The organism is Ruegeria sp. R8_1 (assembly GCF_017743815.1).
GTDB classification, from domain to species: domain Bacteria; phylum Pseudomonadota; class Alphaproteobacteria; order Rhodobacterales; family Rhodobacteraceae; genus Ruegeria; species Ruegeria lacuscaerulensis_A.
In genome coordinates this window covers 285433-309732 of the sequence record NZ_JAGHRL010000004.1, presented here as the reverse complement: position 1 = coordinate 309732, position 24300 = coordinate 285433, and the positions used below count along the sequence as shown (strand labels likewise).

The 24300-nt window shown below is 58.4% G+C and carries 24 protein-coding genes; 12 read left to right on the top strand and 12 right to left on the bottom strand.

What is annotated here, in order from left to right; genetic code table 11:
* Positions 1 to 10 precede the first annotated feature (10 nt).
* Positions 11 to 907, top strand: coding sequence for a ParB/RepB/Spo0J family partition protein (locus tag J7380_RS11785; RefSeq protein WP_209195983.1), 897 nt, complete (start codon positions 11 to 13; stop codon positions 905 to 907).
* On the opposite strand, the gene J7380_RS11780 is transcribed toward J7380_RS11785, so the two are convergent.
* From J7380_RS11780 to rph, 4 genes are read right to left on the bottom strand one after another with little or no spacing between them, the layout of a single operon-like run.
* Positions 897 to 1250: a YbaN family protein gene (locus J7380_RS11780; RefSeq protein WP_209195981.1), complete on the bottom strand. Its 354-nt coding sequence runs from the start codon at positions 1248 to 1250 to the stop codon at positions 897 to 899. The two genes, J7380_RS11785 and J7380_RS11780, sit on opposite strands and share 11 nt — an antisense overlap.
* Before the next feature lies 1 nt (position 1251).
* Positions 1252 to 2406 carry a radical SAM family heme chaperone HemW gene (gene hemW, locus J7380_RS11775; protein ID WP_209195979.1) on the bottom strand — a complete coding sequence of 385 codons (1155 nt, stop codon included), beginning with the start codon at positions 2404 to 2406 and terminating at the stop codon, positions 1252 to 1254.
* Entirely contained in the window at positions 2396 to 3010 is a 615-nt protein-coding gene (gene rdgB / locus J7380_RS11770; RefSeq protein ID WP_209195977.1) for an RdgB/HAM1 family non-canonical purine NTP pyrophosphatase, read from the bottom strand. The genes hemW and rdgB overlap by 11 nt, the downstream gene beginning before the upstream one ends.
* Entirely contained in the window at positions 3007 to 3720 is a 714-nt protein-coding gene (gene rph / locus J7380_RS11765) for a ribonuclease PH (RefSeq protein ID WP_209195975.1), read from the bottom strand. Before rph ends, rdgB begins: the two co-directional genes overlap by 4 nt.
* A 112-nt stretch (positions 3721 to 3832) precedes the next feature.
* Between rph and hrcA the strand changes: the two genes are divergently transcribed.
* A complete protein-coding gene (hrcA, locus tag J7380_RS11760; protein WP_209195973.1) occupies positions 3833 to 4897 on the top strand; it encodes a heat-inducible transcriptional repressor HrcA in 1065 nt (354 codons plus the stop codon).
* Positions 4898 to 4907: 10 nt separating this feature from the next.
* Complete coding sequence (locus J7380_RS11755; RefSeq protein WP_209195971.1) at positions 4908 to 5471, top strand: nucleotide exchange factor GrpE; 564 nt, start codon at positions 4908 to 4910, stop codon at positions 5469 to 5471.
* A 28-nt stretch (positions 5472 to 5499) separates the two neighbouring features.
* On the opposite strand, the gene mutS is transcribed toward J7380_RS11755, so the two are convergent.
* Positions 5500 to 8115: a DNA mismatch repair protein MutS gene (gene mutS / locus J7380_RS11750; RefSeq protein WP_209196086.1), complete on the bottom strand. Its 2616-nt coding sequence runs from the start codon at positions 8113 to 8115 to the stop codon at positions 5500 to 5502.
* Positions 8116 to 8276: 161 nt separating this feature from the next.
* On the opposite strand from mutS, the gene J7380_RS11745 reads away from it, so the two are divergent.
* Positions 8277 to 10541, top strand: a complete 2265-nt coding sequence (locus J7380_RS11745) for an NADP-dependent malic enzyme (RefSeq protein WP_209195969.1) — start codon at positions 8277 to 8279, stop codon at positions 10539 to 10541.
* Entirely contained in the window at positions 10538 to 11407 is an 870-nt protein-coding gene (locus J7380_RS11740; protein WP_209195967.1) for a ribokinase, read from the top strand. The genes J7380_RS11745 and J7380_RS11740 overlap by 4 nt, the downstream gene beginning before the upstream one ends.
* Here the strand turns inward: J7380_RS11740 and msrA are convergent.
* From msrA to J7380_RS11715, 5 genes are all read right to left on the bottom strand, one after another.
* Entirely contained in the window at positions 11404 to 12075 is a 672-nt protein-coding gene (gene msrA, locus J7380_RS11735) for a peptide-methionine (S)-S-oxide reductase MsrA (RefSeq protein ID WP_209195965.1), read from the bottom strand. The genes J7380_RS11740 and msrA overlap by 4 nt on opposite strands.
* An 88-nt stretch (positions 12076 to 12163) precedes the next feature.
* Positions 12164 to 12445: an SCP2 sterol-binding domain-containing protein gene (locus tag J7380_RS11730; RefSeq protein WP_170355627.1), complete on the bottom strand. Its 282-nt coding sequence runs from the start codon at positions 12443 to 12445 to the stop codon at positions 12164 to 12166.
* A 114-nt stretch (positions 12446 to 12559) separates the two neighbouring features.
* A complete protein-coding gene (locus J7380_RS11725; protein ID WP_209195963.1) occupies positions 12560 to 13603 on the bottom strand; it encodes a M48 family metallopeptidase in 1044 nt (347 codons plus the stop codon).
* Positions 13604 to 13606: 3 nt separating this feature from the next.
* Positions 13607 to 14674: a YjgN family protein gene (locus tag J7380_RS11720; RefSeq protein WP_209195961.1), complete on the bottom strand. Its 1068-nt coding sequence runs from the start codon at positions 14672 to 14674 to the stop codon at positions 13607 to 13609.
* Positions 14675 to 14815: 141 nt separating this feature from the next.
* Positions 14816 to 16039, bottom strand: coding sequence for an argininosuccinate synthase (locus J7380_RS11715; protein ID WP_209195959.1), 1224 nt, complete (start codon positions 16037 to 16039; stop codon positions 14816 to 14818).
* Between the two features lie 141 nt (positions 16040 to 16180).
* Between J7380_RS11715 and J7380_RS11710 the strand changes: the two genes are divergently transcribed.
* The 3 genes from J7380_RS11710 to J7380_RS11700 all read left to right on the top strand — a co-directional run bounded on the left by J7380_RS11710 (position 16181) and on the right by J7380_RS11700 (position 19187).
* The gene (locus J7380_RS11710; protein WP_209195958.1) at positions 16181 to 16942 is read left to right on the top strand and encodes a hypothetical protein; all 762 of its coding nucleotides are present in this window, start codon (positions 16181 to 16183) and stop codon (positions 16940 to 16942) included.
* A 58-nt stretch (positions 16943 to 17000) separates the two neighbouring features.
* Positions 17001 to 18227 carry a threonine ammonia-lyase IlvA gene (ilvA, locus tag J7380_RS11705; protein WP_209195956.1) on the top strand — a complete coding sequence of 409 codons (1227 nt, stop codon included), beginning with the start codon at positions 17001 to 17003 and terminating at the stop codon, positions 18225 to 18227.
* 81 nt (positions 18228 to 18308) lie between these two features.
* Positions 18309 to 19187: a hypothetical protein gene (locus J7380_RS11700; protein WP_209195954.1), complete on the top strand. Its 879-nt coding sequence runs from the start codon at positions 18309 to 18311 to the stop codon at positions 19185 to 19187.
* A gap of 2 nt (positions 19188 to 19189) precedes the next feature.
* On the opposite strand, the gene J7380_RS11695 is transcribed toward J7380_RS11700, so the two are convergent.
* The gene (locus J7380_RS11695; protein WP_170355634.1) at positions 19190 to 19516 is read right to left on the bottom strand and encodes an Hpt domain-containing protein; all 327 of its coding nucleotides are present in this window, start codon (positions 19514 to 19516) and stop codon (positions 19190 to 19192) included.
* A 154-nt stretch (positions 19517 to 19670) separates the two neighbouring features.
* Here J7380_RS11695 and J7380_RS11690 point away from each other — a divergent pair, with 154 nt between their 5' ends.
* Positions 19671 to 20942 carry a SpoIIE family protein phosphatase gene (locus J7380_RS11690; RefSeq protein WP_209195952.1) on the top strand — a complete coding sequence of 424 codons (1272 nt, stop codon included), beginning with the start codon at positions 19671 to 19673 and terminating at the stop codon, positions 20940 to 20942.
* Here the strand turns inward: J7380_RS11690 and J7380_RS11685 are convergent.
* On the bottom strand, positions 20939 to 21382 hold the full coding sequence (locus tag J7380_RS11685; RefSeq protein ID WP_209195950.1) for an NUDIX hydrolase: 444 nt from the start codon (positions 21380 to 21382) through the stop codon (positions 20939 to 20941). The genes J7380_RS11690 and J7380_RS11685 overlap by 4 nt on opposite strands.
* Positions 21383 to 21458: 76 nt before the next feature.
* On the opposite strand from J7380_RS11685, the gene J7380_RS11680 reads away from it, so the two are divergent.
* Genes J7380_RS11680 through J7380_RS11670 form a run of 3 tightly spaced genes read left to right on the top strand, consistent with a single transcriptional unit; the run spans position 21459 to position 24176 of the window.
* Positions 21459 to 22436 (top strand): Hsp33 family molecular chaperone HslO, encoded by a 978-nt coding sequence (locus J7380_RS11680; protein ID WP_170355637.1) that lies wholly within the window; start codon positions 21459 to 21461, stop codon positions 22434 to 22436.
* Positions 22426 to 23025: a CoA pyrophosphatase gene (locus J7380_RS11675; RefSeq protein ID WP_209195949.1), complete on the top strand. Its 600-nt coding sequence runs from the start codon at positions 22426 to 22428 to the stop codon at positions 23023 to 23025. Before J7380_RS11680 ends, J7380_RS11675 begins: the two co-directional genes overlap by 11 nt.
* Positions 23022 to 24176, top strand: coding sequence for a CCA tRNA nucleotidyltransferase (locus J7380_RS11670; RefSeq protein ID WP_209195947.1), 1155 nt, complete (start codon positions 23022 to 23024; stop codon positions 24174 to 24176). The genes J7380_RS11675 and J7380_RS11670 overlap by 4 nt, the downstream gene beginning before the upstream one ends.
* The last annotated feature ends 124 nt before the right edge of the window (positions 24177 to 24300 follow it).

Genomic DNA, 24300 nt, shown 5'->3' with positions numbered 1-24300 from the left:
GGAGGGTCACGTGGCCGCAAAAAAAGCAAAACCCCGAGGTTTGGGCCGCGGATTGTCCGCTTTGATGGCCGATGTGACACAAGAACCCGAAGGTCGCTCTGTATCCGAGCCGCGTCGTCCGGACATGACAGTGCCAATCGAAAAGCTGCACGCGAATCCTAATCAGCCACGTAGAACATTCTCGCGCGAGCAACTGGATGAACTTGCGGCTTCAGTCAAAGAAAAGGGCATTATTCAGCCGCTGATCGTGCGCGAGATCTCGGAAGGTGACTATGAAATCGTCGCGGGCGAACGGCGATGGCGCGCTGCTCAGATGGCACAATTGCACAATATACCGGTGATCGTCCGGGATTTCGACGATACTGAGGTTCTTGAAGTCGCCATTATTGAAAACATCCAGCGCGCCGACTTGAACGCCGTGGAAGAGGCGGCGGGTTACAAACAGCTTATGGATAGCTTTGGTCATACGCAGGAGAAGCTCGCCGAAGCGCTGGGTAAAAGCCGCAGTCACATAGCGAATCTATTAAGACTTTTGTCTTTGCCAATGGACGTTCAGCATTTCGTCGTTGAGGGGAAGCTTTCTGGCGGACATGCGCGGGCTTTGGTGACGGCTGAAAACCCGACCGATCTGGCCAAAACCGTCATTCGAGATGGTCTTTCGGTGCGTGCAACTGAGGCTTTGGTAAAAAAGCAGCACCAACCCGAGGCTGAAAAACCTGCGCCACGATCACGGAATTTGGATGCGGGCAAGGACGCCGACACGCGCGCGCTTGAAAAAGACCTGTCTGCCATTCTAGCAATGAAGGTTGTGATCAACCATAAAGCCGGAACCGAGACGGGACAGGTCGTTTTGACATATGAGAATCTGGATCAATTGGATGATCTGTGCGCCAAACTTAGCCGTTAGGCCGGGTCCAGATAAAAGTTAGCACACCGCCCAGAACGACGGCTTGAATCGCCAATACGTAAATGGGCACCGCGATCAGAACAGAAATTCCAAAGACGGCGGCGATTGACACTGTGGCCGCTCTTTTTGCGGCGGGTCGAATGGCGCCAGAGCTCTGCCAATCCTGGATCAATGGTCCAAACGTACGATGCGTGATTAGCCAGTGGTGCAGGCGTGAAGACGAGCGCGCGAAGAAGAACGCCGCCAACAGTAGGAACGGCACCGTGGGCAGAAGGGGCAGCACAATGCCGATCACGGCAAGCGCGACGCAAATCAAACCCAAAGCTGCCCAGAGATACTGCATGTTACCCCAACAATTCTCGAATGACGGCGTTTAGAACTGCGCGTCCATCTTTGGTTGCGCGAAGCCGGTTATCATGCAGTTCGATCATCCCAAGTTCGCAGAGATGTTGCAGTTTTTCTTGTGGCAGAGGTTGCTTGGACAGAGCACCAAATCGATCAATATCTAGTCCTTCGTCAATCCTAATACCCATCATAAGGTATTCACTTGCCTGATCTTGCAGAGTTAAGGCAGCTCGTTCTTTCTCGCCTGATCCCGCAGATGCAGCTTTCAGCCAAGCATTCGGCGATAGGTATGTTTCGGTGGCCCATTTTGTTCCGTTTGCGGTTACTCGTCCATGTGCTCCGGGGCCGATGCCGACATAATCGCCATAACGCCAGTAAATCAGATTGTGTTGCGACTCTGACCCCGGTCGGGCGTGGTTCGAAACCTCATAGGCGGGCAGGCCGTGGGTCTCACAAATCTCTTGCGTGGAAAGATACATGTCAGCGGCGTGGTCATCCTCGGGCAGGCCGCGCAGCTTGCCCACCGCGTAACGGTCGCCGAAGGCAGTGCCTTCCTCGATCGTCAGTTGGTACAGTGACAGATGATCAACGGCCATCGACAGGGCTTCGGTTAGTTCCGCGCGCCAATCGTCCAGCGTTTGATGCTGGCGGGCATAGATCAGATCGAAACTGACACGCTCAAAGCAATTCCGGGCGATATCAAAGGCGGCGCGGGCTTCGGCCACCGTATGGATACGGCCCAGACGGCGCAGGTCATCATCGTTCAGCGCTTGTACCCCCATCGAGATCCGGTTCACGCCGGCATCACGATAGGCAGCGAAGCGCCCCGCCTCGACCGAGCCGGGATTGGCCTCAAGTGTGATTTCCATGTCATTGGCGGGGCGCCACAAGGCGCGGGCCTCATCGATCACAGCGGCGACGGTGTCGGGGTCCATCAGAGATGGGGTGCCGCCACCGAAGAAGATCGTGTTCAGGACGCGATCGGGCGTTTCGGTGGCCGAGCGGCGCAATTCGGCCAGATATGCCTCAAGCCATTGTTTTTGATGGATATTACGCGATACGTGGCTGTTGAAATCGCAATAGGGGCATTTGGCCTCGCAAAAGGGCCAATGCACGTACAGGCCAAAGCCCCCGTTGCGCCAATCATCCGCCAAAGCAGCCCTTCACGAACATCTCCACCGCTCGGCCGCGATGGCTGATCTTGTTCTTTTCCCAGCGATCCATTTCCGCAAAGGTAATGTCATAGCCGTCGGGGACAAACATCGGATCATAGCCGAACCCGCCTTCGCCACGAATGGGCCAGACCAGATGGCCGGGGGCGATGCCCTCGAACACTTCATCATGACCGTCGGGCCAGGCCAACACCAGCGTGCTGCGGAACTGCGCGGTGCGGGGATGCGGGGCGTTTTTGGCTTCCAGCTCAGTATGCGCGCGGGTCATGGCCATCAGGAAATCGCGGCCATTGCCGGTTTCGGCCCAATCGGCGGTGTAAACGCCCGGCGCGCCGTTCAGCGCGTCGATGGTGATCCCGGAATCGTCCGACAGAGCAGGCAGGCCGGTCGCCTTGGCCGCGGCATGCGCCTTGATCCGGGCATTGCCGACGAACGTGTCCTCGGTCTCTTCCGGTTCGGGCAGGTTCATGTCGCCCGCGCCAATGACGGTCACGCCAAAGGGTTCGAGCAGATGCGCCATCTCCTCAAGCTTGCCTTTGTTATGCGTGGCAAACAGCAGCCTGTCGCTGTCGAACTTGCGGGTCATGCGGTGGCGGCCTTTTGCGCGGCGGCCAGTTCGCCCACACCTTTTTCGGCCAGATCCATCAGTTGATCCATCTGTGCGCGGCTGAAGACCGAGCCTTCGGCGCTCATCTGCACTTCGATCAGTTTACCCGAGCCGGTCATGATGAAGTTACCATCGACTCCGGCTTCGCTGTCTTCGGGGTAGTCCAGATCCAGAACCGGCTGACCGGCGTAGATGCCGCAAGACACTGCCGCAACAGGGTCTATCAAGGGGTCAGAGATCACATCGCCCGCTTTCATCAGCTTGTTCACAGCCAGACGCAGCGCGACCCAACCGCCGGTGATCGAGGCGCAGCGGGTACCGCCATCGGCCTGGATCACATCGCAGTCGACGGTGATCTGACGCTCACCCAAGGCAACCCGGTCAACACCGGCGCGCAGGGCGCGGCCGATCAGGCGCTGGATTTCCACGGTGCGACCACCTTGCTTGCCCGAGGCCGCCTCACGCCGCATCCGGGTGTTGGTTGCACGGGGCAGCATCCCGTATTCCGCCGTTACCCAACCCAGGCCCGAGCCTTTGATGAAAGGCGGCACGCGGTCCTCGATCGTGGCGGTACACAGCACATGGGTGTCGCCCATCTTGATCAGGCAGGACCCTTCGGCATGTTTCGTGAAACCTGTCTCGATGGAAACAGCGCGCATTTCGTCTAGATTACGTCCTGAGGGTCGCATGAAAAATCCTTTGTTTGCTGGCTTTGGGATACCGCCCCGTGGCGTTACGATGCAACCCCGATTGACCTTTCATTTGCCTGCGATTTAATGACGGACCAGCAGGGGGCCGCCGATGAGCGAAGCAAGCAAAATTCTGAATGAGATGAACGACCGATCGCGTGAGGTGTTCCGGTTGATCGTCGAAAGCTATCTGGACAGCGGTGAGCCGGTGGGCAGCCGCACCCTGACCCGTACCCTGTCGGAAAAGGTCAGCGCCGCGACGGTGCGCAATGTGATGCAGGATCTGGAGTTTCTGGGCCTGCTGGACAGCCCGCATGTGTCTGCGGGGCGGATTCCGACGCAGCAGGGGCTGCGAATGTTTGTCGATGGGCTGCTTGAGGTCGGCGATCTGGGCGCTGATGACCGGCAGAAGCTGGATGAAACATTAGGCTCTAACGCGGGTGATGTTGGCGGAATGCTGGACCGGGTGGGATCGGCCCTGTCACACGTGACACAAGGCGCATCACTGGTGCTGACGCCCAAGCATGAGGCCGAGATCAAGCATATCGAGTTCGTCTCGCTGGGCCATGACCGGGCTTTGGTGGTGCTGGTTTTTTCGGACGGGCACGTGGAAAACCGCCTGTTCACGCCACCGCCGGGGCAGACGCCCAGTTCCATGCGTGAGGCGGCGAATTTCCTCAATGCGCTGATTGAGGGGCGGACAATCAGCGAAGTGCGCAAGCAAATGCTGTCTCAGATCGACGCGCGTAAACAGGAAATTGATGTGCTGGCGCGCGACATGGTCGAAAGTGGAATCGCGGCCTGGGACGGGGACGGGGGCGACTCAGCCCGTTTGATTGTGCGTGGGCGGGCGAATCTGCTGCATGATCCGGGTCAGGAGGAAGAGCTGGAGCGCATTCGCACCCTGTTTGACGATCTGGAACGTAAGCGTGACATCGCCGAATTCCTTGAATTGACCGAAGATGGCGAGGGTGTGCGCATTTTTATCGGCTCTGAGAACAAACTTTTCTCACTTTCGGGTTCCTCTTTGGTGGTGTCTCCATATATGAACGCTGATCGTAAGATAATCGGTGCGGTCGGGGTTATTGGACCCACGCGACTGAACTATGGACGGATCGTGCCGATCGTGGATTATACGGCGCAACTGGTCGGCAAGCTGATTTCCGACCGGAGCTAGAGGGTAAGAGATGGCAGAGCCCAAGAACGAAGATTTTCTGGACGATATCGCAGCCGCCGAGGCCGAAGAGCTGGCGGAAGAAATTGCAGAGTTCAGTGACGAGGCATTGGAACTGGACGAACTGCGCGCCGAGCGGGACGAGTACAAAGACCGGTTCATGCGCGCGCTGGCCGATGCCGAAAACGCGCGCAAGCGGGGCGACAAGGCGCGCCGTGATGCGGAACAATATGGTGGGTCCAAACTGGCCCGTGACATGCTGCCGGTTTACGACAACATGAAACGCGCGCTTGAGGCCGCGACCGATGAGCAGAAAGAGGTTGCCGCCGGTCTGATCGAAGGTGTTGAGCTGACCATGCGTGCGCTAACGAATGTGTTCCAGAAACACGGGATCGAGGTGATTACGCCTCAGGTCGGTGATCGATTTGATCCGAATGTGCATGAGGCGATGTTTGAGGCCCCCGTGCCGGGCACCAAGGCGGGCGACATCATTCAGGTGTCCGCGGAAGGGTTCATGCTGCATGACCGTCTGCTGCGCCCGGCGCAGGTTGGGGTTTCGTCGACGCCTGCAAGCTAAGCGGTTGCAGAGTTCTGGTAAGGGGCGGTCAGGATTTGGCCGCCTCTTTCAGTTTGTAGATCAGGTCGAGCGCCTCGCGCGGGGTCAACTCGTCCGGCAGGATGTCGTCCAGCATATCTGTGACGGGCGATGTTTTAGGCGCGGGCGGCGGAGGTGGCGGCGCGGCTGAGAACAGAGGCAGGTCGTCGATCAACGTCTTTTGTTTGCCGCCTTCGCGTTCTGTTTTCTCCAGTTGATCCAGAACGACACGGGCGCGGTCGACCACGGATGCGGGCAGCCCGGCAAGTTGCGCGACCTGCACGCCATAGGATCGGTCGGCGGCGCCTTTGTGGACCTCGTGCAGGAAGATGACCTCACCTTCCCATTCCTTGACGGCGACAGTGGCGTTGTCGACGCCCTCTAGCTTGCCGGCCAGCGCGGTCAGTTCGTGGTAATGGGTGGCAAACAGCGCGCGGCATTGGTTGGCGGCGTGCAGGTGTTCCAGCGTGGCCCAGGCAATTGAAAGCCCGTCATAGGTGGCCGTTCCGCGCCCGATTTCATCCAGAATAACCAGCGCGCGGTCGTCGGCCTGATTGAGAATGGCGGCGGTTTCGACCATCTCGACCATAAAGGTCGAACGGCCACGGGCCAGATCGTCCGAGGCTCCGACCCGGCTGAACAATTGGCTGACCACGCCGACATGGGCCTGTTCGGCCGGGACATAGCTGCCCATTTGCGCCAGCAGGGCGATCAGGGCGTTCTGGCGCAGAAAGGTTGATTTACCGGCCATGTTGGGACCGGTTAGCAGCCAGATCGCGGCCCCCTGATCGGCGCTCAGATCGCAGTCATTGGCGATGAAGGCATCGCCGGATTGCTGGCGCAGCGCGTGTTCCACGACCGGATGGCGACCGCCTTGCACGTTGAACGCGCGCGAGCTGTCGACCTGTGGACGGCACCAGTTTTCACCCTGCGCCAGATCGGCCAGCGCGGTGGTCAAGTCCAGCTCGGCCAGCCCACGCGCGGCTTGGTTGAGGCGGGCGGCAAGGGCCAGAATATCGCCGGAAAGCCTTTGATAGAGCCGCTTTTCGATCTCAAGCGCCAGATTTCCGGCGTTCAGGATGCGGGTTTCGATCTCGGACAGTTCGACGGTCGTAAACCGCACCTGATTGGCGGTGGTCTGACGGTGGATATAGGTCTCACTAAACGGTGGGTTCAGCATTTTTTCGGCATGGGTGGCCGTGGTTTCGATGAAATAGCCCAGCACGTTGTTGTGCTTGATCTTCAGCGAGGTGATGCCAGTGTGCTCTGCGTATTTCTGCTGGAACCCGGCAATGACGGAACGGCCTTCGTCGCGCAGGGTGCGGGCTTCGTCCAATTCGGGGTCAAAGCCGGGCGCGATGAAGCCACCGTCGCGGGCCAGAAGAGGCGGTTCGGCGACCAATGCTTCGTCCAGCAGGTTCAACAGATCGTCGAACCCCACGAGGTTCTGCAATGCGGTCGAGAGCAGGACGGGCAGATCCTGCGCTTCGCAGATTTCGGCAATCGCGGCGGCTTGGGTCAGGCCATTGCGAATGGCAGCCAGATCGCGCGGCCCGCCTCGGTCCAGCGACAGGCGCGACAGAGCGCGGTCCAGATCGGGGGTTTTGCGCAGGGCTTCGCGCAGGTCCGAGGCGATCAGGCTGTCCTCAGCGGCGAAACTCACCGCATCAAGCCGCGCATGGATCACGTCCAGATTGCGGGACGGGCTGGACAGGCGCTGCTCCAGCAGTCGCGCGCCGCCCGGCGTCACTGTGCGGTCAACTACAGACAACAGTGATCCGGCGCGCCCACCTGACAGGGATCGTGTGAGTTCTAGATTGCGGCGCGTGGCGGCGTCGATCTGCACCACGCGATCCTCGGATTCCTTCAGCGGTGTTTGCAGCAGAGGCAGTTTGCCCTTTTGCGTGATCTCAAGATAGTCGATCAGCGCGCCCATAGCCGAAACTTCGGCCCGGCCAAACGACCCGAAGGCATCCAAAGCGCCCACGTGAAACAGCCCACATATGCGTTTTTCTGCCGCTGTGCTGTCGAAACTGGCGCGTCCGATGGGCGTGAGCGAAATGCCCAGATCCCGTACCGTCTCGTTCAACGCCTGTTCCATCCCGTCGCCGACGATCAGCTCGGACGGGGCCAGCCGCGCCAGTTCGGGGCTTAAGCGCACAGATGTCAAAGGCATCACGTGAAACGCGCCGGTGGAAATATCGGCCCAGGCCAAAGCAGCCTCATCCCGAACCTCGGCATAGGCGGCCAGAAAGTTGTGACGGCGGGCTTCCAGCAGGGCGTCCTCGGTCAGTGTGCCCGGGGTGACCAGACGCACAACATCGCGCCGCACCACCGATTTAGAGCCTCTTTTCTTTGCTTCAGCCGGGCTTTCCATCTGCTCGCACACGGCCACGCGAAAGCCCTTGCGGATCAGGGTCAGCAGATAGCCCTCGGCCGAATGCACCGGCACGCCGCACATGGGGATATCCTCGCCATTATGCTTGCCGCGCTTGGTCAGGGCGATGTCCAACGCCTCGGCGGCGTTTACCGCATCTTCGAAAAACATCTCGTAGAAATCGCCCATGCGGTAGAACAGCAGGGCGTCTGAATGGGCCTCTTTGATCTCAAGATATTGCGCCATCATCGGCGTGACTGTGGACAAAAGCGGCCCCCTTTTGGCGTCTTCCGGGCGCGACCTTACAAATCCCCCAACCGTGACGAAAGGTGAAAACGTATTGTCGTTGAGGCGCAGCCCCGCCTGCGTTATGACGCATAAGCCCCGAAGTCATGGAAACGACCGATAAGATGCCCAAAACGAAGATCACAAAAGAAGAGGCGCTGGCCTTTCACCTGGACCCCACCCCCGGCAAGTGGGAGGTGCAAGCCACCGTTCCCATGACCACGCAGCGCGATCTGTCGCTGGCCTATAGCCCCGGCGTCGCGGTCCCCTGTGAAGCCATCGCCGAAGCGCCCGAGACGGCCTATGACTATACCAACAAGGGCAATCTGGTGGCTGTGATCTCGAACGGGACTGCGGTTCTGGGTCTTGGCAATCTGGGCGCTCTGGGGTCGAAACCGGTGATGGAGGGGAAATCCGTCCTGTTCAAACGGTTCGCCGATGTGAATTCGATCGATATTGAGCTGGACACTGAGGACCCGGATGAATTCTGCCGGGCGGTGAAACTGATGGGGCCGACCTTTGGTGGCATCAACCTCGAAGACATCAAGGCGCCCGAGTGCTTCATCATCGAACAGCGCCTGAAGGAAGAGATGGATATCCCCGTCTTCCACGACGATCAGCACGGCACGGCGGTGATCTGTGCGGCGGGTCTGCTGAACGCGCTGCATATCTCGGGCAAAAAGATCGAGGATGTGAAGATCGTTCTGAACGGTGCCGGTGCGGCGGGGATTGCCTGTATCGAACTGCTCAAATCGATGGGCGCGAAACACGACAATTGCATCGTCTGCGACACCAAGGGCGTGATCTATCAGGGCCGGACCGAGGGTATGAACCAGTGGAAATCGGCCCACGCGATCACCACGGATCTGCGCACGCTGGAAGAGGCGATGAAGGGTGCCGACGTTTTCCTGGGCGTGTCGGTCAAAGGGGCGGTTACGCAGGAGATGGTTGCCAGTATGGCCGACAATCCGGTCATCTTTGCCATGGCCAACCCCGACCCCGAGATTACTCCGGAAGAGGCGCATGAGGTTCGCGTGGACGCCATCGTCGCCACCGGCCGCAGCGATTACCCCAACCAAGTGAACAACGTGTTGGGCTTTCCCTACCTGTTCCGCGGTGCGCTGGATATCCACGCCCGCGCCATCAATGATGAGATGAAGATCGCCTGCGCCCATGCGCTGGCCAATCTGGCGCGTGAGGATGTGCCGGATGAGGTCGCCATGGCCTATGGCAAGTCGCTGACCTTCGGGCGTGACTATATCATCCCCACGCCGTTCGATCCGCGCCTGATCCACCGCATTCCGCCCGCCGTTGCCAAGGCCGGGATGGATACCGGGGCCGCGCGCCGTCCCATCATCGACATGGACGCCTATGAGCTCAGCCTGAAATCCCGCATGGATCCGACGGCCAGCATTCTGCGCGGTTTGAACGCACGGGCGCGTCAGGCGCAAAGCCGGATGATCTTTGCCGAGGGCGACGACCCCCGCGTGTTGCGCGCTGCGGTGACTTATCAGCGCTCGGGCTTTGGCAAGGCGCTGGTTGTGGGTCGCCAGGATGACGTCAAGCAAAAGCTGGAAGAGGCTGGGTTGGGCGATGCTGTGCGCGAGCTTGAGGTGGTGAATGCCGCCAATACCATGCACCTCGATACCTATACCGATTTTCTGTATAAACGCCTGCAGCGTAAAGGTTTCGACAACAAAGATGTCTACCGTCTGGCGGCGCGTGACCGCCACGTGTTTTCCTCGCTGATGCTGGCCCACGGCCATGCGGATGGTCTGGTGACTGGCGCCACGCGTAAATCAGCGCATGTACTGGACCGTATCAACCATGTGTTCGATGCTGACGCCGCGCATGGCGCGGCGGGGGTAACGGCGCTTTTGTATAAAGGGCGGATCGTTTTGATTGGCGATACACTGGTCCATGAGTGGCCGGATGAGAATGATCTGGCCAATATTGCCGAGCGCTCGGCTGCTGTGGCGCGTCATATGGGGCTTGAACCACGCGTGGCCTTCGTCAGCTTCTCGACCTTTGGGTATCCGGTGTCGGAACGTGCTGAAAAGATGCATCGCGCCCCGGCCGTTCTTGACCAGCGCGGCGTGGATTTCGAGTATGAGGGCGAGATGACCGTCGATGTGGCCCTGAATGTGGATCAGCAGGCGGCCTATCCGTTCCAGCGTCTGACGGGTCCGGCCAATATCCTGATTGTGCCTGCGCGGCACTCGGCCTCGATCTCGACCAAGCTGATGCAAGAGATGGGCGGCGCGACCGTGATTGGCCCGATCCTGTCGGGTGTCGATAAGCCGATTCAGATCTGCTCGACCGTCTCGACCGCGAATGACATCCTGAACATGGCCATTCTGGCCTCGTGCGACATTTCGGGTAAACCATGACGATCTGGAACCTCGGTTCGATCAATGCGGATATGATCTATGACGTGCCGCATCTGCCCGGACCGGGGGAAACGCTCTCGGCCAGCCGTCTGGACCGGTTTCTGGGCGGCAAGGGTGCGAATACGTCCGTGGCCTCGGCCCGGGCTGGCGCACGGATTGCGCATATCGGCGCCGTTGGTGTTGATGGGCGCTGGGCGCGGGATCGATTGACCGAGTATGGTGTTGATACGCGCTACATAGCTCAGGTGGACGTGCCCACGGGCCACGCCATCATCGCTGTGGATGCGCAGGGTGAGAACAATATCATCCTGTTTCAGGGCTCGAACCACGCGATTTCTCAGGATCAACTGGGGCAGGCGCTGTCATCCGCGTTGCAAGGCGATCTGTTGGTGATGCAGAACGAAACCAACCTGCAGGTTGAGGCGGCGAAAATGGGCCGCGAGTTGGGTCTGACGGTCTGTTATGCTGCTGCTCCGTTTCAGGCAGAGTCCGTTCAGGCGGTGCTGCCATATCTGGATTTCCTGATCCTCAACGCGGTCGAGGCCGAGCAGTTGCACGAGGCCACTGGTCAATCTGTAACGGACCTTCAGATTGAGCATGTGATTGTCACATTGGGGGCCGAAGGCGCGCGGTATTATCATCGCGGAGAAGCCTCGGACTTCCCGGCTCATAAGGTACAGGCTGTGGATACCACCGGAGCAGGCGACACCTTTACCGGCTATGTTCTGGCGGGGATGGATCGCGGAATGCCGATGGCGCAGGCGATTTCACAAGCAAATCGTGCCGCGGCCCTGATGGTCACGCGGCACGGTACGGCAGATGTAATCCCCGACCTCAAAGAGGTCAGGGAAGCGCGGTTCGATTAAGACCCGGCAAAGGGTGCGTCGCCACCCCAAAGCTGTTTGACGCGGGCGTCGCGGCCACAGGCGTTGCGATAAGCCTTATAGGCATTCTTCTGACGCTTGGGTCCAAAGCGGGTGAAGACCAGCTTGTCGCCTTTGTAGTAATCCTGATGGTATTCATCCGCCGGATAGAATGCGCCTTCCTGCAGGATGGGCGTTACAACCGTCTGCCCCAATGCGCGCTGGGCGTCGGCCTTTGCGGCCTCGGCCACGGCCTTTTCGCCGGCGCCGGAGACGAAAATCGCCGTGCGATAGCTGTTTCCACGATCGCAGAACTGACCGCCGGCATCCGTTGGATCGACCGAACGGAAAAACATGTTCAGCAGGGTTTCACGGGAAACGCGAGCCGGGTCGAACGTAATCTGGACGGCCTCATAATGGCCGGTGCCGCCCTTGGACACCTGATCATATGTGGGGTTGGCAGCTTTGCCGCCGGTAAAGCCCGAAACCGCTTCGATCACACCGGGGACGGATTCGAAATCGGATTCGACGCACCAGAAACACCCTCCGGCAACGGTCAGGGTCTCGGTTCCTGCTGCGGGCGCGGGGGCGGCACGCAGCAAGGCCGCGATCGTAATCAAAGCAAAAAGAAGCGTCGGTTTGACGTAGTCGAGATAAGCGATGCGTGTCATGGCAGGTCTCCTTCTGATAGAAACTTGCCTTCTCTTTTTGATCCGTGCAATCGCCTGACATCGTTTGTCACGCGCTGGTGAGACGAGTTTATCCCAGCAATTGCCCCAACTTCATCGCGACGCCCATGTTTCCCGAAATCTTGAGCTTACCCAGGGCAACTCCCGTCATCGGGTTCAATTTGCCCGTGAGCAGTTTGGTCAGGTTGCTTTGCGAGATTTTGATGGTGCAGTCCGTATCCTGATCCTGTGTCGTGGCCTGATTGTCGGCCAGAACAATCACGCCATCGGACCCGCAATCGAATTTGAGAGAGCCCTCAAAGCTCTTGCCTGCGAGGTTCTTTTGAATTCCGTCCGCGATCTCTTGCAACATGATATCCTCTTTCCCTGTTCGCGGGACCGTAAAGAGCCAATGGCTTTATCCGCAAGCTTGACCAAAGGACAACTTACGTAACGGTGAAGAAAGCTCTGACCCTAGGCACAACGGCTAGTGGCGGTGGTTTAGCTCTCTGAGGTTATCCTGCCGTTCCTGGAACCCCGGATGGGTGCTGAACCAATCGGTACCGTGATCTCCGAACTCGGTCTCGAGAATATCGAAAAACTCGGACAACCCATTCGGGTCAAAGCCTGACCGGGCGGCCAGATCGACTCCGTATCGGTCAGCAGACAATTCATGCTGGCGCGAGTAGGACAGGGACAGGATCAGATTACCCTCTAGCAGAACTTCTTCAAGGATGGGGCCAGTATCCCCGGCCATCATTCCGATCAGGACAAATGTCCCAAGCGACCGATACAGCTGGGTCAAACCGTGCTGTTCAGCGACATGCCCGATTTCATGACCCAGCACACCTGCCATTGCGTCCACCGAGATCAGCTTTACCAGCTCATCGGTCACGACGATGGTTCCGTTGGGCAAGGCAAACGCGTTTGGGCCAATTCCTGGCAGGCGCCTAAATTGCAGATCGTAGGCAAAGTCTTGCGCCTCGGGTCCCATGGTGGTCAAAAGACGGTCGAAACTGTTCTGAACCTGTTCCTGTTGGTCCGGACTCAGGGTGCTGGGTTTCGCCAGGACTTTGTCTATTGCTTGCAAGGTGCTGGCATCGATGGCCGATACAAGCGGTGGTGGCGTCATCCAGACAGCCAGTGCGACCAGCACGGTCAACCCATATTTCCATATACCCCAGGCGGCAAACAGACAGGCGATCGAGACCAGAATAAGCCGAGGGTGAAAGCGTTCAGTATGGTGCAGCCAGGATCCACTGCTATCGGAAATCAAGTGTTCCAGCGCGGCATGTCTGGTGGTCAGAAACAGGGTGCCATCTGGAAAATTCACCCTGCGTTCGGTCGACCCCACGCGGGATTCGATATCCAGCTCATTCGGGGCGCAGCGTGTTTGTATCTGCCCGTCTCCGTCGATCAACCAGACGGTATTGGATCCAACAGCCAGACGCGCATGGATTTCGCGTGAGCTGAGTGGTGGATAGGCGCGCCCTTCAACGGGCGCGCTGATATTATCGGGCAGATCTTGCAACGGTCAGACCGCGATACCGATGTCAAAGCCTTCGATGTCACCATAGGCATCACCAATGGCACTGACATTGGCCGTGACACCTCCGACGAATTCGTCCAGCGAACCCGAGGGGATAAAGGTGGTATGATTGGCCAGATACCGCGCCCGGCGAACATGCGCCCATGGCAACATCAGACCAAGGGTCACAGCAATGACGACCGCATTTGAAACAGAAATCCACAGCAGGCGCAGTGCGTTCACATCCGAATGGAACCTGTGACCGTCGCCCAGAATGGCGTAGTTGTAAACCGTATTGCGCACCATGGCGCGATAGATGATCGAGGCCGGGACAAAGACCGCGAAAAGAAGCAACAAGATCAGGATAACGTCGATCGCGGCGGCGACGTCCTCGGGCTTTTCGTTGATCGCGGCAAGGGTTTCTACGAAATTTACGTTTAAGCCAACCACAGCGATTGCAATGATGATGGTTCCCAGCGCCCAGGCCATCGCCGCCAGTGCGGCCTTGTAAAATGGCCCGACGGGGCTGTCGAAGGACATTGCGGTTGCACCAAATTTGTGACCGTTCACGTGAAACCTCTGGACGGATCGCGTGACGAAGGGCCATGTCGTATAAAGAGTCAGCGCGGCGATGATCGGGTACAGGAAGTAATTGGCCGCCGCCGATCCCCATGTGCCTTGAAAGTCGAACCGAACATTCGACCAGCTGGAGACACGTGCCTGAAACCGTAGTGAGCGGACCAGCAGATATGGAATCACGAAGATCAGCCCCAATATCATCACAAGGTTCACAATCGGGATTGCGCCGAGAACGGAGTAAATCACGATACCTGCAACGACGATAATCCGTCCGAACAGAATCTGAAGGCCGGTTGCGTGATAGTCAAAGCTGCGCCCCGCCACATAGGTGTTTTGATAAAAGTATTTCTTGGTCCGAACCTTTGCCCACGCGCTATAAATTCCGAACGTGATAAGCGACAACAGCAGGTTGACGATCCAGATCCCGAAATACTCGCTGGCCGAGCCTCGGAACTCGAATTCGCTTGTGGTGCCTTGTGGGAGATTTACCTGCATTTCAGCCTCAAAAGAATGGATAGAAAAAAGGGCCGATCCCACAAAGGAACCGACCCGCTTTGTCTGGACATTCAAAAAGGCGATTATACGGCAGAGTTGCGACCGCAAAGCCCTATTCAACTCTTTGGTGCAGTGATGTCGCTATTTCAGGCGTTTGTCTCGTGCTGCCAGCAGTTTCAGGCGCAGTGCGTTTAACTGGATAAAGCCCGCTGCATCGGTCTGATCATAGGCACCGGCATCTTCCTCAAACGTCACATGCGCTTCGGAATACAGCGAGTGATCCGACCAGCGGCCCACGGTCGAGGCCAGACCCTTGTACAGTTTCACGCGGACGGTGCCGGTGACATGTTCTTGCGATTTGTCGATGGCGGCCTGCAGCATCTCACGCTCGGGCGAGTACCAAAAGCCGTTATAGATCAGCTCGGCATATTGCGGCATCAGCTGATCCTTCAGATGCATCGCGCCGCGATCCATAGTGATGGATTCGATACCGCGATGCGCTTCCAGAAGGATGGTGCCGCCGGGGGTTTCGTAGATACCACGGGATTTCATACCAACGAACCGGCCTTCGACCAGGTCCAGACGGCCAATGCCGTGCTTGCCGCCATATTCGTTCAGCTTGGTCAGGATGGTGGCGGGGCTCATCGCCTCGCCATTGATGCTGACCGCGTCGCCTTTTTCAAAGCCGATTTCGATGAATTCTGGCTGATCAGGCGCATCCTCGGGGTGGACGGTGCGCTGATAGACGTAATCGGGCGCCATATCGGCGGGGTCTTCCAGAACCTTGCCCTCGGACGAGGTGTGCAGCAGGTTGGCATCGACCGAGAACGGAGCCTCGCCGCGTTTGTCCTTGGCAATCGGAATCTGGTTCTGTTCGGCAAATTCCAGCAGCTTGGTCCGGCTGGTCAGATCCCATTCGCGCCAGGGCGCAATGACTTTGATTTCGGGGTTCAGCGCATAGGCGGCCAGTTCGAACCGCACCTGATCGTTGCCCTTGCCGGTCGCGCCATGCGCCACGGCGTCGGCCCCGGTTTCGGCTGCGATCTCAACCAGACGCTTCGAGATCAGAGGCCGCGCGATGGACGTGCCCAGCAGGTACAGCCCTTCATATACCGCATTGGCGCGGAACATGGGGAAGACGAAATCGCGCACGAATTCCTCACGGATGTCTTCGATATAGATGTTCTCGGGCTTGATCCCCAGCAGCTCGGCCTTTTGGCGGGCGGGTTCCAGTTCCTCTCCCTGACCCAGATCAGCGGTGAAGGTGACGACCTCACAGCCATACTCGGTCTGCAACCATTTCAGAATGATCGAGGTATCAAGGCCACCGGAATAGGCCAGAACAACTTTCTTGGGCGCGGACATCTGACTTCCCTTTATGCGTAGAACGACTGGCCCCTAACGGGTTTTGAAAGCGGGGGCAAGTTATCTGCGTTGACGGGCTGCCTGATTTCGGGTGAAACATTCGCATATAAAACACGAAATGGTTGAGAGGGCAGTTTTCGGATGTTGGGTTGGAAGATTTTTGTGCACTCGGTGCGGATGGTTTTTGGAAATTTTAAGCAAGCGCTTCAGATCACGCTGGGTCCGTCATTGATTGCAACGGCGCTGACGATTGCCCTGTTTTTTCTAATCGACATCCCGTGGGACCAGTTGGACGCCAGTACCGGGGCGTTTCCTTCGACCGCAGCCAATGTTTCGTTCGCGATTTTGGTGGTCTGTGTTGCAATCATCTTTGTGCTGACGATGTTCTGGATCGCTGTGTCGTGGCACCGTTTTATCCTGCTGACCGAATATCCCAGCGGAATATTCCCGGCATTCCGGTTCGATAGAATCCTCGCCTACCTTGGGCGCATTCTTTTGCTTGGACTTCTGATGGGGGTCGCGTTTCTGCCGATGAGTGTCCTTCTGTTGGCAACCGGCGGTGGCGCGTTCTCAGCCGCTGTAATGGTCGTATATGCCATCTTTCTGATAGTCGCTTTCTACCGCCTGTCCGTTATCCTGCCAGCCGCAGCGCTTGGTGAGCCGTTAAGCCTTTCGAACGCATGGGGTAGTACCTCAAGTGCAGGCGGAGCGATTATTGTGCTTTTGGTCGTGAACGCCCTGTTCCAATTTTTGGTACAGATGGTTTTTACGCTGCTGGCCATTATTCCGATCTTGGGGATTCTGCTAACGCTGCTATTCTCAATGCTGGTATTGCCGCTGATCAACGTCAGTATTCTTACAACCATGTATGGCGTCTTCATCGAAAAACGCGAACTCGATTGACGCCCGTACACATATGTATTCCTTGCTCTTTTAGTCAGGATAGGCCACTGAGCGGGTCATGAGTGATTTCATGACCCGCGCCCGCGCTGCCGAACAGGCGATGCGCTCTGTGTTTCCGGCAACGCCGCTACAGCGCAATGCCCATCTGTCTGACCGATATGGCGCGGATATCTGGCTGAAACGCGAAGATCTCAGCCCGGTGCGGTCGTATAAAATTCGCGGCGCGTTCAACGCGATGCGTAAGCAGCAGGGACAAGACCTGTTCGTCTGTGCCAGCGCGGGCAATCACGCGCAGGGTGTGGCGTTCATGTGTAAACATCTGGACGTGCGCGGGGTGATCTTCATGCCGGTGACGACGCCGCAGCAAAAAATCCAGAAAACCCGCATCTTCGGTGGCGACAATGTCGAAATCCACCTGACCGGCGACTATTTCGACGACACTCTGGCTGCGGCACAAGCGTGGTGCGCCGATCAGGGAGGCCATTTCCTGTCGCCGTTCGACGATGAGGACGTGATTGAGGGGCAGGCTTCATTGGCCGTCGAGATCGAAGAACAGCTGGGCCATCTGCCCGATCACGTTATCCTGCCGGTGGGCGGGGGTGGGATGTCCTCGGGCGTGGCGACGTGGTTCGGGGATCGCACTCATTGTCTGTTTGTGGAACCCAAGGGTGGTGCTTGCCTGCATGCGGCGATGGCGGCGGGGCATCCGGTGGCGCTGAACCATGTGGACAATTTCGTCGACGGGGCGGCGGTGGGTAAGATCGGGGCGAAACCGTTTGCTCTGCTGAAAGACCGCCACCTGTCCGACGTACATGTCCTGTCCGAGGACCGCATCTGTACCACCATGATCGAGATGCTAAATGTCGAGGGCATCGTGCTGGAACCCGCCGGTGCGCTGGCGATCGAGGCGCTGGGCGATATCCAAAGTTTTATCCGCGGCAAGACTGTAGTCTGTGTTACATCCGGTGGGAACTTCGATTTCGAACGCCTGCCCGAGGTCAAAGAACGGGCGCAGCGCTATTCGGGTGTGAAAAAGTATTTCATCCTGCGCCTGCCGCAGCGTCCCGGAGCTTTGAAAGAATTTCTGAATATCCTCGGCCCCGAGGATGACATCGCCCGGTTTGAATACATGAAAAAATCGGCGCGCAATTTCGGCTCGGTCCTGATCGGGATAGAAACCCGCAAGCCCGAGAATTTCGCCCGCTTGTTTGCGCATCTGGACGAAGCCGGATTCACCTATACCGACATCACCGAAGACGAAACGCTTGCACAGTTCGTGATCTGACGGCGCATTTGTCGACCGACTTGTTTGCACTTGGAAATTCGCCTAGGCACGAGCGAGCGAACAAGACTGGAAAGTGCACAGATGAAGCCGCTTGCAGCAGTGACCATGGTATGGCGCGACTATTGGTATCTTGAGAAATGGGTCGCCTACTACTCGGCCCAGCTTGGGCCCGAGAACGTCTATATTCTGTCGCACGGAGCTGATCCTGAAATCGATCGGATCGGCGAGGGCTGTAATGTGATTGCGATTTTGCGCGATGGTTTGCACCAAACGTTTGAATATGCCCGTTGGCGAATGCTGTCGGATTTTTCAGCCATGCTGACTCAGTTCTACAGCCGAGTGATTGTTTCGGATTGTGATGAAGTGCTGCTGACCGCCGATGGATCGGACTTGCTAGACTATGAATTCGCATTTGATGAAAACACCGCTGGCGCTGTCGGATTCAATTTGGTCACTTTGCAGGACGATGATGAAGATATGTTGTTCAAAGGCGAAAAGTTCAGTCTATTCGAGGTTCCCTATTCGAAACCTTGTATCGTCCAGCGCCGAGCCGCTTTTGGAACGGGCGGGCATGGCGTGACAAACGACACATTCCGCCTGCTGCCGGGTCTGCTCAACCTGCACTTTCATTATGGAAATCTGCAAGAGTTGCATCGACGCCAAGAGGAAAGGTCGCCGCTTGTGAACCAATCCATGGCGGACGGCGTCAAGATCGCCAGCACACCAGGGCAATCTGTCGGTATCGTGGGCTGGCGTCGGCGCTCACGCCGTTTCCGGCGTCTGGTAAAAGAGCTTGCACGCACACAGGAATTGCCGATGGAAGAATGTGTCGAACTAAGCCGACAAGAGGCCACCCGAACGCTAAAGACAATGGCCGACGGATATTTCACCCACGACCGGTCGCTTGAGGTAACTTTGCGGAAATTCCGTTTTCCCGAGGGCTTTCCGATCAAACTGTAAGGCTACGAGATCTTCCCCAGATCGGACTTGAATTCCGCAGCTGATGCCTCAAACACCTGAACGATACTATCGAGGTCTACAGACTTGCTGTTCCCCTGTGCGGAATGCCTTTCACCGTCTTGGCAAAGCTTTGCCAATGATTGGAATCCCAGGCTGAGTGCGCTGCCTTTCAGAAAATGCAGGTTTTGGTCAAAACTTACCCGATGGGTGTCGGTGCGAAGGCGGCCAATTACTTCTTGTACTTCATCAAGAAAAATATTCACCACTTCGTCAAACTCGCTTGCGCCGACCTCATCCCTAAGCTGTTTGACTCTGGCCCAGTCGATCATGCCGCAAGCTCCGCAATAACTGTTGTCTGCTTGCTTAGCCCGCCCAAGGTAAAGGTTGGGTTAAGCGGGTTCAGTATTGCCTTTCACCGGTTGTTAAACCGCTGCGCTATAGGTTGAGCAGAATTAGGTAGGCGCCCCATCGCAGAGGACTCACGTGGCAGAGGTCAGTCGCAAAGACATCAGGTCAGAGCTGGATTTTGGAGCGATCCAAAAGGTGCTTGTCGTTGATGACAGCCGCCTGCAACGACGCATTCTTGTGGCGTCTCTGAAGAAATGGGGGTTCGAAGTTTTCGAGGCCGACAATGGTGAAGCGGCCATCGAGATCTGCGCAAACACACCGCCTGATCTGGTGCTCAGCGACTGGGTCATGCCGGGGATGAGTGGGTTGGAATTTTGTCGGGCCTTCCGCGCGTTGGACTGCGATCAATACAGCTATTTCATCCTGCTGACGTCAAAAAGCGAAAAGCAGGAAGTGGCGCGGGGTCTGGATGCGGGGGCCGACGACTTCCTGATCAAACCGCTTGAGGCGGATGAACTGCGCGCGCGCATTTCAGCGGGCGCCCGCATTCTGGATATGCAGCGTGAACTGTCCGAGAAAAACCGTATGATCGAAACCGCGCTGGAAGAGTTGCGCGTGGCGCATGACGCCATCGATAAGGATCTGATGCAGGCGCGCAAGATTCAGGAATCTCTGGTGCCGGAACTGACCAGGGAATTCGGCAAGTCGCGGGTCAGTTTGTTGTTGAAACCTTGCGGGCATATCGGCGGCGACTTGGTCGGTATGTTTTCGCCCGGCGTGAACCGGCTGGGATTTTACAGCATTGATGTCTCGGGCCACGGTATAACCTCGGCCATGATGACGGCGCGGTTGGGGGGGTATCTGTCCAGCAACCACTTTGATCAGAACGTTGCGATGGAAAAGCGATTTGACAAATTCTATGCGCTGCTGCCGCCGGAACAGGTGGCCGAGATGTTGAATTCTCGACTAATGGCGGATGCGGGTGTCGAAGAATATTTCACGATGGTTTACGCGATTGTCGATTTACGCAACGGGCATCTTAAGATGGTTCAGGCTGGGCATCCCCATCCGCTCATGCTGCGGGCCGACGGAACCACCGAATTTCTGGGCGAAGGCGGTTTGCCAATCGGCCTGCTGCCGGATGTCAAATTCCAGCGTACTGAGACCTATATGCAGCCGGGCGACAAACTGCTGCTGTATTCAGATGGCTTTACCGAATGCAGTATTGCTGATGGTGGTTTGCTTGAGGAAGAGGGGCTGCGGGACCTTGCGCTGAACTGCGTGCCCGAGCGATGTGGGACAGAGTTTCTGGATGATATGTTCTGGCGGCTGACCCAGAAGATGGTGCCCAACACCGGAATGGACGACGATGTGTCCGCAGTTTTCTTTGAATACAGCGGAACCTAAAGGCCCTGTAAATGTAGCTTGGCGAAGTGGCGGTCGCCCGCATTGCCCAACATCTGCGCAGCGTCCGCGCAGTCCATCCATAGCGCCTCGTGAAACGGCTCGGTCGGGGGGCTGATGCGGCGCACGGGTCGGGCGCGGTAGATCAGGCAGATTTTCTCGGCCCAGAGGTCGTATTCGGGCATGAAGGTAAAGCGCCGAAACGCGCCTACGCGACGCGGCGCGGCGATCAGCCAGCCGGTTTCCTCGAAGACTTCGCGATGCAGGGCGGTGATCGGTGATTCGCCCGGGTCAATACCGCCTCCGGGCAGTTGCAGATCGGGGCCGGGCTGCAACTGGCAGGTCAGCAACAGGCTGCCGCCGCGCGGTAACAGAGCATAAACTCCGACACGTCTGATGTATTTCTGCCCCGATTGCGGGGTTTCACCGAACCGTCTGATCATGTATGGCCCCTTACAACCCGAAAACTTCGACCTATATGCTGGCGGTATGCCAATCTGTGGCGTGTAAGGAAACCCCATGTCTCTTGGAACCAAAATCGCGTGGGACGACACCGTCCTGCCCTTTCAACTTGATCTGTCGGATATGCGCGGCCGCGTCGCGCGGCTGGACGGGGTGCTGGATGGCATCCTGAAACAGCATGACTACCCCGAAAAGGTCGAGGCTCTGGTGGCCGAGATGGCCCTGCTGACCGCGCTGATCGGCCAGACCGTTGCTCTGCGCTGGAAACTGTCGCTTCAGGTGCAGTCCAAGGGCGCGGTGCGCATGATAGCCACTGATTACTATGCCCCCACGCAAGAGGGCGAACCGGCCCGCATCCGTGCCTATGCCAGTTTCGACCGTGATAAGCTGACCGATGCCGCCCCCTTTGATCAGGTGGGTGAGGGGTATTTTGCCATCCTCATCGACCAGGGCGAGGGCACGCAGCCATATCAGGGCATCACCCCGCTGGCGGGTGGTTCGCTCAGTGCTTGTGCCGAGGCGTATTTCGCGCAATCCGAACAGTTGCCGACGCGGTTCTCGCTCAGCTTTGGCAAATCGACCGAGCCTGGCGTCGGTGAACATTGGCGCGCGGGCGGGATCATGTTGCAGCACATGCCCAAAGCCTCGCCCTTTGCCGCATCGGGTGAAGGCAGCGGTGAGATTCTGACGGCCAATGATCTGGTCGACGGGGACGAAGGTGAAAACTGGGGCCGCGTGAACATCCTGCTGGATACGGTCGAAGATCTCGAGCTGATCGGCCCCTCAATCGCGCCCACCGACCTGCTGATCCGCCTGTTTCACGAGGAACAGCCGCGTGTCTATGACGCGCAGCCAGTGCAATTCGGCTGCACCTGTTCCGAGGATCGTGTGCGTCAAAGCCTGTCGATCTACTCGGCGCGCGACATTGAAAAGATGACGACACCCGAGGGCGACGTGACCGCAGATTGCCAGTTCTGCGGCGCGCATTACGTGCTGGATCCGGCCTCTGTCGGTTTTGATGCGGATGAGGCCTGATCCCACCGAACAGCTGCGGGCGGCGCTGCGCCGCCCCGGCCCGGGGTCCAGCGATTTCGACCTGAACCCCGACACGGTGCTGCCCGAGGGGCGCAAGCTGCGCCCGGCCGGTGTGCTAGTGCCGATCTCAATCGCAAGCGATGAGCCTTGCCTGATCCTGACGAAACGGTCCTCGGCGCTGAAACATCATCCGGGCCAGATCGCCTTTCCCGGCGGCAAACAGGACGAAGGCGACGCGGATGTGACCGCCGCCGCCCTGCGTGAGGCGCAGGAGGAAATCGGCCTGCCCAGCGACGTTCCGCAGGTTTTGGGCCATCTGCCGCCGCATGAAACCGTCACCGCGTTCACTGTGACGCCGGTTGTGGCAATCCTGCGGGAACCCTTCCCGATCACCCCCGAGCCGGGCGAGGTGGACGAGGTGTTCTCGGTTCCTCTGACACATGTGCTTGATCCGGCGAATTATGTTGTTGAATCGCGCCGCTGGGGTGGCCACAAACGGTATTATTATGCAGTGCCGTTCGGTCCTTATTATATCTGGGGCGCGACGGCCCGGATGTTGCGGGGATTGGCCGCGCGGATGAACGAATGACACAAATCTCGGACGGTTGGGTCACGGACCCGGCAACGCAAAAATTGTGCGCAGCCCTGACGGATGCCGGGGCACAGGCGCTGTTTGTAGGTGGTTGCGTGCGCAATGCGCTGTTGAAGGCACCGGTTTCGGATATCGACATCGCAACGGATGCGCGCCCCGAACGGGTGATGGAGCTGACGCAGGCCGCCGGCCTCAGGGCCATTCCCACCGGGATCGAACATGGCACTATCACCGTGGTCAGCCATGGCGTCCCGCATGAGATCACCACCTTTCGCCGCGATGTAGAGACCGACGGCCGCCGCGCCGTTGTGGCCTTTGCCGACACGATCGAAGAAGACGCCGCGCGCCGCGACTTCACCATGAACGCGCTATACGCCCGGCCCGATGGCACCGTTTTGGATCCGCTGAACGGTTTGCCGGACCTGCAGGCGCGGCGGGTGCGCTTCATCGGCACCGCCGAAAACCGCATTCGCGAGGACTACCTGCGCTCGCTGCGCTTTTTCCGGTTTCATGCGTGGTACGGCGATATGGAAGCGGGTTTCGACGCAGATGCACTGGCTGCGATTGCTGCCAATTTGGACGGGTTGTCCGGCTTGTCCCGCGAAAGGGTCGGGGCCGAGATGTTGAAGTTGCTTGGCGCGCCTGATCCTGCGCCCTCGGTCGCGGCGATGCGGCAGGCGGGGGTGTTGGCGCAGGTGCTGCCGGGGGCCGAGGATCGCGCGCTTGCCCCACTGGTCGCGTTGGAAGAACAGGCCGGGACCGCGCCTGACCCGATCCGCCGCCTGGCTTCCATAGCAACGCCGGAGATCGCCAAAACCCTGCGCCTTAGCAAGGCGCAGCTGCAACGCCTGACCCGGATGCGGGATGAGGCCACGGCCACCACCAGCATTGCCGAGCTGGGCTTTCGCTATGGCGAAGAAGGCGGGATGCACGAAACCCTGCTGCGTTGCGCCTTGCTGGAACAGCCCTGGTCCGAGGGGATGCGCCAAGACCTGCGCGCCGGGGCGGCCGCCGATTTCCCGGTTCAGGCGACTGATCTGATCCCCGATTTCACCGGTCCCGCGCTGGGCAAGAAGCTGGCCGAGCTTGAGGCCCGCTGGATCGCATCTGGCTTTGCCCTCACCCGCAGAGATCTGCTGGGCGGGTAGGCGAGGTCTCAAAAAGGGATGACAAGTCGAAAGGTTTGTGGTTACGTGCGGCTGTCACATGAATGGAGGGATGCGAATGTATTACGGGATCTGGTTCGGCTAAAGCCGGAACACTTTGACCCGT

Bases quoted from the DNA above. Each gene is read 5' to 3' on its own strand.
- J7380_RS11780 (WP_209195981.1), bottom strand. From the start codon at position 1,250: ATGCAGTATCTCTGGGCAGCTTTGGGTTTGATTTGCGTCGCGCTTGCC.
- rdgB (WP_209195977.1), bottom strand. From the start codon at position 3,010: ATGACCCGCAAGTTCGACAGCGACAGGCTGCTGTTTGCCACGCATAAC.
- rph (WP_209195975.1), bottom strand. From the start codon at position 3,720: ATGCGACCCTCAGGACGTAATCTAGACGAAATGCGCGCTGTTTCCATC.
- hrcA (WP_209195973.1), top strand. From the start codon at position 3,833: ATGAGCGAAGCAAGCAAAATTCTGAATGAGATGAACGACCGATCGCGT.
- J7380_RS11755 (WP_209195971.1), top strand. From the start codon at position 4,908: ATGGCAGAGCCCAAGAACGAAGATTTTCTGGACGATATCGCAGCCGCC.
- mutS (WP_209196086.1), bottom strand. From the start codon at position 8,115: ATGATGGCGCAATATCTTGAGATCAAAGAGGCCCATTCAGACGCCCTG.
- J7380_RS11745 (WP_209195969.1), top strand. From the start codon at position 8,277: ATGCCCAAAACGAAGATCACAAAAGAAGAGGCGCTGGCCTTTCACCTG.
- J7380_RS11740 (WP_209195967.1), top strand. From the start codon at position 10,538: ATGACGATCTGGAACCTCGGTTCGATCAATGCGGATATGATCTATGAC.
- msrA (WP_209195965.1), bottom strand. From the start codon at position 12,075: ATGACACGCATCGCTTATCTCGACTACGTCAAACCGACGCTTCTTTTT.
- J7380_RS11730 (WP_170355627.1), bottom strand. From the start codon at position 12,445: ATGTTGCAAGAGATCGCGGACGGAATTCAAAAGAACCTCGCAGGCAAG.
- J7380_RS11720 (WP_209195961.1), bottom strand. From the start codon at position 14,674: ATGCAGGTAAATCTCCCACAAGGCACCACAAGCGAATTCGAGTTCCGA.
- J7380_RS11715 (WP_209195959.1), bottom strand. From the start codon at position 16,039: ATGTCCGCGCCCAAGAAAGTTGTTCTGGCCTATTCCGGTGGCCTTGAT.
- J7380_RS11710 (WP_209195958.1), top strand. From the start codon at position 16,181: ATGTTGGGTTGGAAGATTTTTGTGCACTCGGTGCGGATGGTTTTTGGA.
- ilvA (WP_209195956.1), top strand. From the start codon at position 17,001: ATGAGTGATTTCATGACCCGCGCCCGCGCTGCCGAACAGGCGATGCGC.
- J7380_RS11700 (WP_209195954.1), top strand. From the start codon at position 18,309: ATGAAGCCGCTTGCAGCAGTGACCATGGTATGGCGCGACTATTGGTAT.
- J7380_RS11695 (WP_170355634.1), bottom strand. From the start codon at position 19,516: ATGATCGACTGGGCCAGAGTCAAACAGCTTAGGGATGAGGTCGGCGCA.
- J7380_RS11685 (WP_209195950.1), bottom strand. From the start codon at position 21,382: ATGATCAGACGGTTCGGTGAAACCCCGCAATCGGGGCAGAAATACATC.
- J7380_RS11680 (WP_170355637.1), top strand. From the start codon at position 21,459: ATGTCTCTTGGAACCAAAATCGCGTGGGACGACACCGTCCTGCCCTTT.
- J7380_RS11675 (WP_209195949.1), top strand. From the start codon at position 22,426: ATGAGGCCTGATCCCACCGAACAGCTGCGGGCGGCGCTGCGCCGCCCC.
- J7380_RS11670 (WP_209195947.1), top strand. From the start codon at position 23,022: ATGACACAAATCTCGGACGGTTGGGTCACGGACCCGGCAACGCAAAAA.